The sequence below is a fragment of the Bifidobacterium indicum genome, assembly GCF_036987015.1.
GTDB classification, from domain to species: Bacteria; Actinomycetota; Actinomycetes; order Actinomycetales; family Bifidobacteriaceae; genus Bombiscardovia; species Bombiscardovia indica.
The window spans coordinates 497,336-511,841 of sequence record NZ_BTXM01000001.1 but is presented as its reverse complement, the minus strand read 5'-3'; the positions used below and the strand labels follow the sequence as shown (position 1 = coordinate 511,841).

The window sequence follows — 14,506 nt, the reverse complement described above, 5'->3', positions numbered from 1 at the left end:
CCGGAATCCGCTGATTGTCTGACTACCTGATCATTCCTCGGCCACCAGGTCAAGGTACCCGTCGTTCCAGAGGTCCTCGTCCCCATCGGGCATGAGCAGGACCCGCTCGGGGTTCAGGGCCCTGACGGCACCCTCATCGTGGGTGACCAGGACGATGGCACCCTCGTACTTGGCGATGGCCTTGAGGATCTCCTCCCTGGAGGCCGGGTCCAGATTGTTGGTGGGCTCGTCCAGGAGGAGCACATTGGCCCTGCTGGTCACCAGGGTAGCCAGGGCCAGTCTGGTCTTTTCGCCGCCCGAAAGGACCTTGGTGGGCTTCATGGCATCCTCCCCGGAGAAGAGGAAGGATCCCAGGATAGTTCTGGCCTGGGTGTTGTCCAGGTCGGGGGCCACCTGTTGGAGATTCTCCAGGACCGAGACGGATTCATCCAGGGTGTCGTGTTCCTGGGCGAAGTAGCCGATCTTGGCCCCGTGTCCCAGGACCACCCGGCCCGTATCGGGCTGCTCGATTCCGGCCATGAGCCGAAGGGTGGTGGTCTTGCCGGCTCCGTTATAGCCCAGGATGACCACCCGGGACCCCTTGTCGATGGCCAGGTTGATTCCCGCGAAGACGATGTTGGACCCGTAGGCCTTGGACAGGTCCTCGGCCATGATCGGGGTCTTCCCGCAGGGCGCCGGTTCGGGGAAGCGCAGATCCGCAACCTTCTCGGCCCTCTCGGCCTCCTGGGTGGTATCCAGCAGCCGCTGTGCCCGTCGCATCATGTTCTGGGCGGCCACGGCCTTGGTGGCCTTCGCGTGCAGGCGGATGCCCTGCTTCATGAGCCGGTCGGCCTTCTTCTCGGCCACCTCGCGTTCACGGCGGCGGCGTTCCTCATCCACCACCCGCTGCTTGAGATAGGCCTTCCACCCCATGGAGTACATGTCGATGCTGGCCCTCTGGGCATCAAGGTGCCAGACCCGGTTGACGGTCTCGTCCAGAAGCTCGGTGGAATGGGATATGACCAGGAATCCGCCCTCGAACTTTCGCAGATAGTCCTTGAGCCATTCGATGGAGTCGGCGTCCAAGTGGTTCGTGGGCTCATCCAGGATCAGGGTGTCTGCATCCGAGTATAGAATCCGGGCCAGCTCAATGCGTCGGCGCTGACCGCCGGAGAGGGTCCCCAGGGACTGTTTGAGGGTCTCCTGGCTCAGTCCCAGGCTTTCGCCCATGACAATGGCTTGGGACTGGGCCGCATACCCGCCGGCGTTCTCGAAGTCCTGCTGGGCCTTGTCATATCGCTTCATGGCCTTTTCCATGATCTTCGGATCTGGATTGGTCATGTCGGTCTCGGCCTTGCGCATGCGCCGGATGGTCGTGGCGATGCCGCGAGCGCTCATGACCCGGTCCAGGGCGCTCTGCGCAGGGTCTCCCGTATGGGTCGACTGGGGTAGGTAGCCCAGTTGGCCGCTCACCCTGACCTTGCCGGCCGAGGGGAGCATGTCACCGGTGATGACCCGGGTCAGTGTGGTCTTGCCCGCACCGTTGCGCCCGACCAGACCGATCCTGTCCCCCTTGCTGACATGGAAATCGGTGGCTTGCAGCAGTAGGCGGGCGCCGATACGGATCTCAAGTCCCTGTGCCTCGATAGCCATGCCGCGCCCGACCCCTCTTTCCAGATGGTTGCAATCGAATGATGGTCGGTCGATATGGTCCGACCCAAGGGACCATGGTAGCAAGTACCGGTCCCTTGGGTCGGCGGGCTTGGCTCTGGGGTCAACGTCTGGCCAGTGTGAACCTGTTCCAGGGGAAGTAGATGATCAGGGCGCCGACTGCGGTCATGGCTATCACCAGAACACCCAGGGCGGCCATGAAGGAGAAGATTCTGATGCCGATGCCCAGGCAGGCCCAGATGACCACCAGGCCGAAGACCCAGTCGCTCATCTTCTGCATCATCAGGAAGGCCAGGGCCAGGAGGAGTCCGACGACGATTACGGTGGCGAAGCCCTGCAGGATATTGGAAACCCTGGTGTCGGACCTGATGATGGCATAGGCGGCGTTGACCAGTGTGGCCACGCTCAGCCAGGAGCCGTAGAGGGAGAGGGGCGCCCAGTCCAGGGTCTTGGCCACGACCGGGGTGCCGGCCTTGGTGGCATCACGCCTGACCAGGGCGTAGAGCATCCATACCAGGAAGGTCAGAACGGCGATGACGATCAGGGAGATCAATCCCTGCTCCAGGTGCCAGAAGATCAGCCATGCGATGTTCAGGCAGCAGGTGGCCACGAAGATCAGGCCGCTCAGCGTGAAGGGGAGGAAGCCCAGTTTCTTCCTGCTGGGCCCGGCCAGGCAGAACCTCACCAGCCATATGGCCAGGGCGATGTAGATGACCCCCCAGATGGCGAAGACGTATCCGGCCGGCATGAGCCAGACATCGACGCTCTTGGCAATCGCTCCGGTCGTGGTCCCGTTGAACTTGAATACTTCCGCATACCCATTGAAGGCCACCATGACCAACCATGCGGCCCAGAGGAGCACGTCCTCGAAAAGCTTCCAGGAGCGGCCTTCCTTCTCATCATGGTCGCCCTCCCTGGTTTCCCGCTTCTCCGACTGTTCAGCACGACCCTTCCCGACGGGTCCGGATGTCTTCTTTGTGCCTGCTGAATTCCCGGACTGTCCGCCTGCGGCCTCTACGGTCGAGGCAGAACCAACCGCATTCTTGTCATCCGACGGGTTCGACTTCCTGTCGGAGGCCTCCGATGGCTTTTCGTCCCTTTTGCCGGGTTCCGGCCGACCCTGCCATCCTGAAGCACGGTCCTTCCCCGAGGACTCTGCCGCCTCCTGCTCGCGCATGGCCGGTGAGGTCCGTCGGGCCTCCTCCACCGGATCCTTCCTGCCTTCGGACCAGAGTCTGCGGGGATTGTCTGAAGCCTGATCCCCATCGCCGGTCCTGCCCTTGTCGTTCATCCTGTCTGCTCCTCTCCGGTCCGGCCAGACACGCCTGTTCGGAGTCAACCCCGGGGCCGGACCATCCCGTTCATAGCTCAACTGTATGCTGGGAGAGGGCTCCGGAGCTGTAATGAACCCACCGGAATCCGACCAGGCACAATCGGGGAGGCAGCCATGGGTGGAAATCCCGGAAGCGTCTTGAACGAACCGGAATCGTCACGGATGGCCTGTGACTGGGCCCAGGGGAATGACCCCCAGATCCGTGCCTACCACGACCAGGAGTGGGGATTGCCGACCCATGGGTCCCGGGCCCTTTTCGAGATGCTCAGCCTGGAGATCTTCCAGTGCGGACTGAGCTGGCAGCTGATACTCCACCGCAGGCAGGCCCTGCGTAGGGCCTTTGCGGACTTCGATATCCTGACCGTGGCCGGGTATGACCTGACCGACGTGGAACGGCTGGTCCAGGACTCCACCATCATCAGGAACCGACGCAAGATCGAAGCCACCATAGCCAATGCCGGGGTGATTGCGGATGCCTTTCCGGGTGAGGGGTTCGACCGGTACTGCTGGTCCTTCACCGGCGGGAAGACCATCAACCACGACTATCCGAGCGACCTTTCCACGCCGCGGTACGACCACCTGTCCGAAATCGTGAGTCAGGACATGAAGGGGTCGGGCTTCAAATTCGTCGGCCCGGTCACGGTCCATTCCTTCCTCCAGGCCACCGGAATCGTCAACGACCACCAGCGTGGGTGTTGCCTGAACGCCTGCCGGGCCTGATGACGATTCGCCGTCATCGAACACATGTTCGAATTATTCCCTCCAGGCGGTATCATGGGCAGGCTTACGGTATTAGCAGGCTAGGGAAGCGGACGGGAACAAGTGGACCAGAAGAATCAGGCATCAGCACAGGTGGAACCGGCGATCGAACAGCCGCGGATGGTCGAGGCCAGGGGCTCCCTGGTGGCGGACCTCTCACAGGTGCCCAACGACAGGAAGATCGTCATCCAGGGCGCCCGAGCCCACAACCTGAAGAACGTCAACCTCTCCATACCCCGCAACCGCATGGTGGTCTTCACGGGTCTGTCCGGGTCCGGCAAGTCCTCCCTGGCATTCGACACCCTCTTCGCCGAGGGGCAGCGCCGGTATGTGGAATCCCTCTCGGCCTACGCCCGTCAGTTTCTGGGGCAGATGGACAAGCCGGACGTGGACTTCATCGAAGGTTTGAGCCCCGCCGTCTCCATCGACCAGAAGACCACCAACCGCAACCCGCGTTCGACCGTGGGCACCATCACCGAGGTCTATGACTATCTGAGGCTCCTCTACGCCCGCACCGGCATACCGCACTGCCCGGTCTGCGGTGAGGAGGTCCGGGCACAGTCCCCCCAGCAGATCGTCGATACCCTCATGGGCAAACCCGAGGGGACCCGCTTCCAGATCCTGGCCCCCATAGCCAAGGGGCGCAAGGGTGAGTTCGTCGAGACCCTGGAACTCCTCAGATCCGACGGGTACTCCCGTGCCATCATCGACGGGGAGATGCACCAGCTCTCCGAAAAGATCAGGCTGGCCAAGCAGAAGAAGCACACCATCGAGGTGGTGGTGGACCGTCTGGTCATCAAGCCGACGGCCCGCCAGCGTCTGACCGACTCCGTGGAAACGGCACTCCGTCTGGCCAACGGCATCATCGTGGTCGACTTCGTTGACCTGGACCCCAAGGATCCCGCCCGGCGTCAGCCCTTTTCCGAGAAGCGATCCTGCCCCAACGGACACGAGCTGGAACTGGACGAGATCGAACCCCGCACCTTCTCCTTCAACGCCCCCTATGGTGCCTGCCCGGCCTGCACCGGTCTGGGCTTCAGCCTGGAGATCGACCCCGAACTTGTTGTGCCCGACCCGGACAAGAGCCTCAAGGACGGGGCGGTCGAACCCTGGAGCGGCACCAAGACCCAACAGCGGTTCTACGGTCACCTCCTGGATGCCCTCTCCAAGGAGATGGGCTTCTCCATGAAGACCCCCTGGAGGGACCTGCCCGAGGATGTTCGCCACGCGGTCATGTACGGGCATGACTTCAAGGTTGACGTGTCCTACCGGAATCGTTGGGGCCGCCTGCGTGAGTACTCAACCGGCTTCGAGGGTGTGGTCCGCACCCTGATGCGCCGCCATGACGAGACCGACTCGGAACCCATGAAGCAGTACTACGAGTCGTACATGCGCGAGGTGCCCTGTCAGGTCTGTCACGGCAAGCGCCTGAAGCCGGAGGTTCTGGCCGTGACGGTCGACGGACTCTCCATCGCCCAGGCCTGCGATATGCCCATCGCCAAAAGCCTGGAATGGGTCGACAATCTCCACCTGGAGGGGGCCCTGGCCAAGATCGCCGGGGAGGTCCTCAAGGAGATCAGGGCTCGCCTGCGCTTTCTGAATGACGTGGGTCTGAACTACCTCACTCTGTCCCGTGCCGCGGCCACACTGTCCGGCGGGGAGGCCCAGCGCATCCGTCTGGCCACCCAGATCGGCTCCGGTCTGGTCGGGGTCATGTATGTCCTGGACGAGCCCTCCATCGGTCTCCACCAGCGTGACAACGACCGCCTGATCCGCACCCTGCAGCGACTGCGTGACCTGGGCAACACCCTGATTGTGGTCGAACACGACGAGGACACGATCCGGCAGGCCGACTGGCTGGTCGACATCGGCCCCGGTGCCGGCGAACACGGGGGAGAGGTCATCTTCTCCGGCCGTTCCAAGGATCTGGTCAAGGCCGCCAGGTCCATCACCGGCGACTACATCGCAGGTCGCAGGCGAATCGAAGTGCCCAGGACCCGACGCAAGGTCCGCAAGACCAGGCAGCTGACCGTGGTCGGTGCCCGGGAGAACAACCTGAAGGATCTGAAGGTCTCCTTCCCGCTCGGTGTCATGACCCTGGTCACCGGGGTCTCGGGTTCGGGCAAGTCCACCCTGGTCAACTCCATCCTCTACCCGGTCCTTGCCGACAAGCTCAACAACGCCCGTATCGTACCCGGCAAGCACACCAGGGTGGAGGGGGTCGACCAGCTGCGCAAGGTCATTCACGTCGACCAGAATCCCATCGGCCGCACACCACGGTCCAATCCGGCCACCTACACCGGTGTCTGGGACAAGATCCGCCAGCTCTTCGCCAAGACCCCCGAGGCCCAGGTCCGCGGGTATGGGCCAGGCCGTTTCTCCTTCAATGTCAAGGGCGGGCGCTGCGAGACCTGCCACGGGGATGGGACCATCAAGATCGAGATGAACTTCCTGCCCGACGTCTATGTGCAGTGCGAGACCTGCCATGGCAAGCGCTACAACCGGGAGACACTGGAGGTCACCTACAACGGGAAGACCGTCTCGGACGTGCTCGATATGCCCATCGAGGAGGCGGCACGGTTCTTCAAGGCATACCCCTCCATCTCCCGCTACCTGGACACCCTGGTCGAGGTGGGCCTGGGCTACATCCGTCTGGGCCAGCCGGCACCGACCCTTTCAGGCGGGGAATCCCAGAGGGTCAAGCTGGCCACCGAGCTCCAGAAGCGGTCTGACGGGAAGACCATCTACATCCTGGACGAGCCCACCACCGGCCTCCACTTCGAGGATGTCCGCAAGCTCCTCAAGGTTTTGCAGGGACTGGTCAACAAGGGCAATACGGTCATCGTCATCGAACACAATCTCGATGTGATCAAAACGGCCGACTGGATCATCGACCTTGGCCCCGAGGGCGGTGACGGAGGCGGCACGGTCGTGGCCCAGGGTACCCCTGAGCAGGTGGCGGCCAGCCCCGGCAGCTGGACAGGCCGCTATCTGAAGCCCCTGCTGGATGCCGACAGGGTAGCCAAGGCCTCCAAGGGATCCAAGACCACCAAGGCACAGTGAAGGATGAGGTAACCATGACGCGCAGCTGCTTCGAACGTCACACGCCACAGGTCTGGCGAAAGACCGCCCGTGCGCTCGAAGCCGATGCCCGGACCGGGTCCCTTCCGGAAGAGGACGTATCGGTCGGGCTGAACAGGAACGGCGCCCCCCTGCTCGGTGACACCCGTGACGGTTTCCGTCCCAAGACCTCAGACATCCCCGCCCAGCCCGGTGTCTACAAGTGGCGCGACGGGGATGGCCGGGTCATCTACGTGGGCAAGGCCAAGAACCTCCGCAACCGGCTGACCAACTACTTCCAGCCCCTGGTCAACCTCCACCCCCGCACCCAGACCATGGTCCTGACGGCCCGGAGCCTGGAGTGGACCGTGGTGGCCACCGAGCTGGAATCCCTGACCCTGGAATACACCTGGATCAAGGAGTTCGACCCCCGCTTCAACGTGGTCTTCCGGGACGACAAGACCTACCCCTACCTGGCCGTGTCCGTGGGGGAGAAGGTCCCCAGGGTGTGGATGACGCGTGTCCGCAAGCGGCGCGACACCAGGTATTTCGGCCCCTACGCCAAGGTCTGGGACGTCCGACATACCCTGGATGGACTACTCAAGACCTACCCGGTCCGAACCTGTTCGGCCGGTGTCTTTCATAAGGCCGAACTGAGCGGCCGACCCTGCCTCCTGGCCTCGATCGGCAAGTGCTCGGCACCCTGCGTCGGCCGGATCAGTCCCCGGGAGCACCGCAGACTCTGTGCGGAACTGACCGGAGTCATCACCGGTCGTCTGGGCAAACCCTACCGGGCCAAGCTGACCCGCCAGATGAAGAGCGCCAGCGATGACCTGGACTTCGAAAAGGCCGCCCGTCTGAGGGACCAGATTGCCATGCTGGACACGGTCATCGAACAGAACGCGGTGGCCTTCGGGTCCAACGTTGATGTAGACGTCTTCGGGGTCGCCTCCGATGAGCTCGAGGCCTCCGTCCACGCCTTCTTCGTCAGGGCCGGTGCCATCCGTGGTGAGCGGAACTGGAGTGTGGAACGGGTCGAGGACGTCTCCGATGCCGATCTGATCGGCGACCTGATCGTCCAGGTCTATTCGGACCTGATGAACGAGACCAACAGCGAGATGGCAACCACGGGTCCCCACCAGGAGGTGGCCCTGGAGTCACCGGATGAGGAGGACTCGGGCGTTACCATCAGCCAGGCCAGGGATGCCATGGGGTCCACCCAGAGGGTCACCGCCCTGGATGCCGAGGCCAGGGCCCGGGCAACCAAGAAGCGGAACACCCATCAGGAGCAGACCGGCAGGGCCGACCTCCTGGCCCCCATATCACCCGTGCCCCCGGAAGTGGTGGTTCCCATCCGGCCTTCCAGGACCGACTCCCTGGAGGAGTGGCTGCGGGGGCTCAGGGGATCCTCGGTCAGGATCCGTGTGGCCAGCTGGGGCGAGAAGAAGTCCTTGATGGACCGTGCCAACGCCAATGCCCGCCAGGCCCTCCAACGCAGCAAGATGAGTCGCATGGGCGACATCGGCGCGCGGACGGACGCCATGAACGACGTGGCCAAAGCCCTGGGGCTCGACCGGGCACCACTGCGGATTGAATGCTACGACATCTCCAACACAGTCGGCGGCCAGTTCCAGGTAGCCTCCATGGTGGTCTTCGAGGATGCCATCCCCAAGAAGGCCGAATACCGCCGCTTCGCCATCCGCGGCAAGGACGGGCGGGGGGCCGTGGACGATACGAGCGCCATCTATGAGACCCTGACCCGGCGCTTCCACCACGGCAACATCGCCGGTGACAGCGGTGACAGTCTTGAAGCGGAGCATAAGGTCAAACAGAATAAGAGGTCCGATGAGACGGCGGACCGGAAGGATGGCTTGGGCGAGGACCCGGAAACCAGGGAGGCCGTCGTCCAGCAGAACACTTCGGCCCGCCACTTCGCATACAAGCCCAACCTGATCGTCGTCGACGGCGGCAAACCCCAGGTCAGGGCAGCGGCCAAGGCCCTGCACGACTGTGACGTGGATGACGTGGCCCTGTGTGGTCTGGCCAAGCGACTTGAAGAGGTCTGGGTGCCGGATGACGACTACCCGATCATCCTCAAGCGCCAGTCCGAGGGGATGTACCTCCTGCAACGGGTCCGTGACGAATCCCATCGATTCGCCATCACCTACCACCGCCAGACCAGGCGGAAGGGTGCCCTCCGGTCCGCCCTGGACGACATTCCAGGAATCGGCCAGGCCTACCAGAAGCGCCTCCTCAACCACTTCGGATCGGTCAGGAAGATGCGTGCGGCCACCCTGGAGGATCTGGAGGGAGTCAAGGGGATCGGCCAGGCCAAGGCGGCTTCCATCTACCAGGCCCTCCACCAGGACGATGCCAGCTCCGAGCAGTCCCGGGAACAGGAGCCCGCCACCGAGTAGACTGGGCCCGGGGCAGAAGCGGTTCTGTCCGCCGCTTGAGACCAAGTAAGGAGGAGCGATGGATCAGGTGGAGCGACGCTGCGCGGTGCTGGGCGACCCCATCGACCATTCCCTCTCGCCCATTCTTCATCGGGCCGCCTATGGGGCCATGGGGATGGACGGTTGGGAGTACGAACGCCGTCGGGTCACCCAGGAGACCCTCGACAGGTTCATCGACTCCCTCGATTCCAGCTGGGCCGGGCTCAGCCTGACCATGCCCCTGAAGAAGACCATCGGCCCCATGGGCACCTTCCGCGATCGATGGGCCCACATCCTAGGTGTGTCCAATACAGCCGTCCTCTCCTGGGACCGGTCCGGGGACCATGGCGGCCGACCGGCCATCAGCCTGACCAACACCGACGTTGAAGGGATCGTCTGCGCCTTTATGGAGGTCGCCGGATCCCTGACGGAACCCGACCAGGCCATCGACATCATCAAGGCCGTGTCGGATGGTCAACCCGTCGCCCCCTCCCGGAACCACCTGCATGGACTGATATTGGGCAACGGAAACACAGCCGAATCCGCCCTCTGCGCCCTTGGTCTCCTCGGTGTCGACCAGTTGGATCTGGTGGCCCGCCATCCCGGCAGGACCACAAGGATGATCGACCTGGCCGGTGGGTTGGGCATTACCGTCGGTACCCCTCATGGTATGGATGAAAGGAACCGTGTGGCTGACCTGCTTTGCCGGGCCGACCTGGTGGTCTCGACCCTGCCCGCCCATGCGGCAGATCCCATGGCCGATCTCCTGGACAGGCCCACCCTTGGAACCGGCAGGACAGCGCGGGATGAATCCGGTCCTGCAGATGCCGGGGCGGACCATCTCCTCCTGGACGTCGTATACCGGCCTCGCCCCACCAGACTCATCCAATCCTGGAAACGACGGACCGGAGGCCAGGCCATCAGCGGAGACCGGATGCTGCTCTACCAGGCGGTCAGACAGGTGGCCCAAATGACTTGCAACCCCCTGGATGCCGTCCCGGTGGGGGCCATGGACCGCGAACTGAAGAAGGAGACACAATGAGCACCGACGAGACCCCGTCCGAATCCAAGGGCGAACCCATTCCACCCTTCCAGGGATTCGAGGTCATGCTGATCACCGGCATGTCCGGAGCCGGACGTTCACGGGCTGCCGATTCCATGGAAGACATGGGCTGGTATGTGGTCGACAACATGCCGCCCCGTCTCCTGGTTCCCCTGGTCGACATGATGACCTCCTCAGGCAGCTCCCTGCATCGTCTGGCCACAGTGATCGACGTACGGTCCCGATCCTACTTCGACGACCTCTCGGCCGTCCTGGGCCACCTGGATGATCTGGGAGTCAAATGTCGCATTCTCTTCCTTGACGCCTCCGACCAGGTTCTTGTCAAGCGATTCGAATCCGTCCGGCGTCCCCACCCCCTCCAGGGTTCCGGTCGGCTGATCGATGGCATTCACGAGGAGCGCAAACTCCTGGCCAACCTCAAGGAACGGGCCGACATGGTCATTGACACCTCGGCCCTGAGCATCCACGACCTCTCGACCCGACTCTACGAGCTCATGCTGGGTTCCGGGCCCAGTACCGTCGGCATCCACATCATGAGTTTTGGATTCAAGTACGGAATACCCATCGACGCCGATTTCGTGGCGGATCTGCGCTTCCTTCCCAACCCCTTCTGGGTGCCCAACCTGCGCGAGCTCAACGGTCACGACCAGGCCGTACGTGATTTCGTTCTGGCCAGCAAAGGGGCCAAGGAGTTCATCGATGCCTACACCGAGGCCATCCTGACGGCCGTCAGGGGGTATGCCCGGGAAGACAAGCACTATGTCACCATCGCCTTCGGCTGCACGGGGGGTCAGCACCGCTCAGTGGCCATGGCCGACGAGCTGGCCAGACGATTGAGAATCAAGGGAATGGACGTTACCGTATCGGCCCGTGAGCTCCCGCATAGGTCCCATTGAGGACCCTGTTCGCCACTCATAGCCAAAGGCGGAAATTGTCCAACTTATTCGATATCACAGTAATCCGGTAGTCCGTTCGACCGGCGAGTCGCGCGGACCTCAGTGTTCAACAACGGTTTTTCCTAGGAGGACGGCTCTTGGCCCTACTTGATGATGTCAAAAGCGAGCTGGCCGCAATTGACAACGAACTCCCCGCAGCCAAAAAAGCCCAATCCGCCGCGATGATTCGATTTGGCGGTGGTCTTCACATCATCCAACGCCACATCGTGGTGGAGGCCCAGTTCGATTCCCTACCCGCTGCACAATGGTTGCAGAACACCATCAAAGACGTCTATGGACATGATTCGGATCTGATTCAGGTCAAGCGACAGACCCCTGCCGGAAACGCGATTCGGTACTCGGTCAGGGTTCTCAGGGCCGGAGGGGCCCTGGCCCTCCAAACCGGCCTGTTGGACAGACGCAAGCATCCGGTGCGCGGTCTTCCAGCCGACATCGTCTCGGGCAACATAGCACAGGTCAAGGCCGCCTGGAGGGGGGCCTTCCTGGCCCACGGGGAGCTCTCCGACCCGGGCAAGGCTTCCTACCTGGAGATTGTCTGCCCTGGTTCCGAAGCGGCCCTGGCCCTGGTGGGCGCCGCCCGCCGTCTGGGCATCAACGCCAAGGCTCGTCAGGTCCGCAGCTCGGAACGGGTGACCCTGCGTGACCCTGATGTGATCGAGCGCATGCTCAACCTGATGGGTGCGCCCAAGTCGTCCAGGGAGTGGACCGGCAAGCGCAGTGACGGCGAATCCCGCGGCAAGGCCAACCGCCTGGCCAATTTCGATGATGCCAACATGCGCCGTTCCGCCAAGGCCGCCGTCGAGGCCAGCGCCAAGGTGACCAAGGCCTTTCAGGTTCTGGGCGATGAGATCCCCGAGAACCTGCGCGCCGCCGGACAGCTTCGTCTGGACCACCGCGATGCCTCCCTGGAGGAACTGGGCCGTCTGGCCGACCCACCCGTCACCAAGGACGCCATCGCCGGTCGTATCCGTCGTCTTCTGCAGCTGGCCGCCAAGGTGGAGAAGCAGCAGACCAAGGAAGTGCACAAGGCCGAGGGCCACGAGGGCTGATTCCTGCACCAACCGTCGGCTTGCCTTAGTACCATGGGTACCAGTGCGGGGTTCATCGCCCGCAATTGCGCAGACCGACGGTTTCGTCATGTCTGCTGTAAGAAAGGAATGGCATGAAAACACTGAAGAGCCTCGGAGATCTCAAGGGGAAGCGCGTCCTGGTGCGTGCAGATTTCAATGTACCGCTGGACGGCACCACCATCAAGGATGACGGTCGCATCAAGGCCGCCCTCCCCACCATCAAGGAACTGCGCGGTCAAGGCGCCAAGGTCATTCTCATGGCCCACCTCGGCCGCCCCAAGGGCAAGGTCGTTCCCGAACTCAGCCTGGCTCCGGTCGCCGACCGTCTGGGTGAGCTCCTGGGCGTGACAGTCCCCCTGGCGGATGACACCTACGGCCCTGACGCCCAGTCCAAGGTTGCGGCTATGCAGGATGGCGATGTGCTCCTTCTGCAGAACGTCCGCTTCAACCCCGAAGAGACCAGCAAGGACGAGGCCGAGCGTGACGCCTACGCCCAGAAGATCGCCAAGCTGGGTGAAGTCTTCGTCTCCGACGGGTTCGGTGTCGTCCACCGTGCCCAGGGTTCCAACTACTCCGTCGCCAAGTTCCTGCCCTCTGCGGCGGGTCTCCTGGTCGAGAAGGAAGTCAAAGCCCTCTCCAAGGCGACCGAAAATCCCGAGCGTCCCTTCACTGTTGTCCTCGGAGGCTCCAAGGTCTCCGACAAGCTGGGTGTGATCGAGAACCTGCTCGGCAAGGCGGACCGCCTGGTCATCGGTGGCGGCATGGTCTTCACCTTCCTCAAGGCCGAGGGCCACGAAGTCGGTTCCTCCCTGCTTGAGGAGGATCAGGTCGAGACCGTCAAGGGCTATATCCAGACCGCCAAAGAGAAGGGCGTCGAGTTGGTACTGCCCACCGACATCGTCGTAGCTGACGAGTTCAAGGCCGATTCGCCCCACGAGGTGGTCGCAGCCGACTCCATGCCCGCCGACAAGATGGGTCTGGACATCGGCCCCGACTCCCAGAAGCTCTTCCACGACAAGATCATGGACTCCAAGACCGTGGTCTGGAACGGACCCATGGGCGTCTTCGAGTTCCCGGCATTCGCCGAGGGTACCCGCGCCGTGGCCCAGGGTCTGGTAGACGCCACCAAAGCAGGAGCCTTCACCATCGTCGGCGGTGGCGACTCCGCCTCCGCTGTCCGCAACCTGGGCTTCCCGGAGGATGGCTTCTCGCACATCTCCACCGGTGGCGGCGCCTCCCTGGAGTTCCTTGAGGGCAAGGAGCTGCCGGGTCTGAAAGTACTGGAGTAAAGTCGGCTCATAGACAATGCCGGGCCGCCGGGTCTTGCATCCGGTGGTCCGGCATTGGCGTCTGTCCCGCAGTCCCGTCGCGATCAAGAGGTTGGAAAGGTCTGGTATGGCACGCATTCCCCTGGTGGCCGGTAATTGGAAGATGAATTTCGACCACCTCGAAGCCACCTACTTTGTGCAGAAGCTGGCCTGGCTCCTGCGAGATGCCCACTTCGACCACAAGCGCTGCCAGGTGGCTCTGATGCCCGCCTTCACGGCCCTGCGCTCGGTCCAGGTCCTGGTCGAGGCCGACAACCTCCCGATCGGTTATGGGGCCCAGTCCGTCTCGGTCACCTCCCAAGGCGCCTTCACCGGTGACGTCTCCGCCGACATGCTGGCCCAGCTGGGATGCACCTATGTCATCGTCGGGCACTCCGAGCGACGCAAGTACCACCCGGAGGATGATGCCAACATCGTGGATCAGATCCGTGCCGTTCTTGCCGCGGGGATGAAGCCCATCCTCTGTGTGGGGGAGAGCTACGAGGAACGTCGCCAAGGCATCGAACTGGAATTCGCCGTCGGCCAGGTCAATGATGTGACCCGTGACCTGTCACAGGACGACATGGAGAACCTGATTGTGGCCTATGAGCCGGTCTGGGCCATCGGCACCGGCATGGTGGCCACCCCTCGGACCGCCCAGGACGCCGCCCAGGCCATACGAGAGCACATAGGTCGTCAGTTCGGAGACCGCGCTGGCCAGACGGTGAGGATACTCTATGGCGGGTCCGTCACATCCAAGAATGCATCCCAGATGATTCAGCAGCCCGATGTGGACGGGTTCCTGGTGGGGGGCGCCTCTTTGGATGTACAGGAGTTCGCGCGGATCGTCCGTCTTGCCGCCAAGGGTTGATT

At 63.0% G+C, this 14,506-nt stretch carries 10 protein-coding genes; 8 read left to right on the top strand and 2 right to left on the bottom strand.

Going from position 1 to position 14,506, the window contains the following annotated elements:
• Positions 1 to 30: 30 nt before the first annotated feature.
• Positions 31 to 1,632: an ABC-F family ATP-binding cassette domain-containing protein gene (locus AACP59_RS02270; protein WP_297316826.1), complete on the bottom strand. Its 1,602-nt coding sequence runs from the start codon at positions 1,630 to 1,632 to the stop codon at positions 31 to 33.
• A gap of 121 nt (positions 1,633 to 1,753) precedes the next feature.
• Positions 1,754 to 2,941: a TspO/MBR family protein gene (locus AACP59_RS02265; protein ID WP_297316825.1), complete on the bottom strand. Its 1,188-nt coding sequence runs from the start codon at positions 2,939 to 2,941 to the stop codon at positions 1,754 to 1,756.
• Between the two features lie 156 nt (positions 2,942 to 3,097).
• On the opposite strand from AACP59_RS02265, the gene AACP59_RS02260 reads away from it, so the two are divergent.
• The 8 genes from AACP59_RS02260 (at position 3,098) to tpiA (ending at position 14,504) form a co-directional block, all read left to right on the top strand.
• Entirely contained in the window at positions 3,098 to 3,703 is a 606-nt protein-coding gene (locus AACP59_RS02260; RefSeq protein ID WP_297316824.1) for a DNA-3-methyladenine glycosylase I, read from the top strand.
• Positions 3,704 to 3,862: 159 nt separating this feature from the next.
• The gene (gene uvrA, locus AACP59_RS02255) at positions 3,863 to 6,805 is read left to right on the top strand and encodes an excinuclease ABC subunit UvrA (RefSeq protein ID WP_339350068.1); all 2,943 of its coding nucleotides are present in this window, start codon (positions 3,863 to 3,865) and stop codon (positions 6,803 to 6,805) included.
• A gap of 14 nt (positions 6,806 to 6,819) precedes the next feature.
• Positions 6,820 to 9,219, top strand: coding sequence for an excinuclease ABC subunit UvrC (gene uvrC / locus AACP59_RS02250; RefSeq protein ID WP_339349674.1), 2,400 nt, complete (start codon positions 6,820 to 6,822; stop codon positions 9,217 to 9,219).
• Between the two features lie 58 nt (positions 9,220 to 9,277).
• Positions 9,278 to 10,279, top strand: a complete 1,002-nt coding sequence (locus AACP59_RS02245) for a shikimate dehydrogenase family protein (protein WP_339349673.1) — start codon at positions 9,278 to 9,280, stop codon at positions 10,277 to 10,279.
• Positions 10,276 to 11,196, top strand: a complete 921-nt coding sequence (gene rapZ / locus AACP59_RS02240; RefSeq protein ID WP_297316821.1) for an RNase adapter RapZ — start codon at positions 10,276 to 10,278, stop codon at positions 11,194 to 11,196. The genes AACP59_RS02245 and rapZ overlap by 4 nt, the downstream gene beginning before the upstream one ends.
• A gap of 137 nt (positions 11,197 to 11,333) precedes the next feature.
• Positions 11,334 to 12,305, top strand: a complete 972-nt coding sequence (whiA, locus tag AACP59_RS02235) for a DNA-binding protein WhiA (RefSeq protein WP_297316820.1) — start codon at positions 11,334 to 11,336, stop codon at positions 12,303 to 12,305.
• 113 nt (positions 12,306 to 12,418) lie between these two features.
• Positions 12,419 to 13,615 carry a phosphoglycerate kinase gene (locus AACP59_RS02230; protein ID WP_339349671.1) on the top strand — a complete coding sequence of 399 codons (1,197 nt, stop codon included), beginning with the start codon at positions 12,419 to 12,421 and terminating at the stop codon, positions 13,613 to 13,615.
• Positions 13,616 to 13,721: 106 nt separating this feature from the next.
• Positions 13,722 to 14,504 (top strand): triose-phosphate isomerase, encoded by a 783-nt coding sequence (gene tpiA, locus AACP59_RS02225; protein WP_297316818.1) that lies wholly within the window; start codon positions 13,722 to 13,724, stop codon positions 14,502 to 14,504.
• The last annotated feature ends 2 nt before the right edge of the window (positions 14,505 to 14,506 follow it).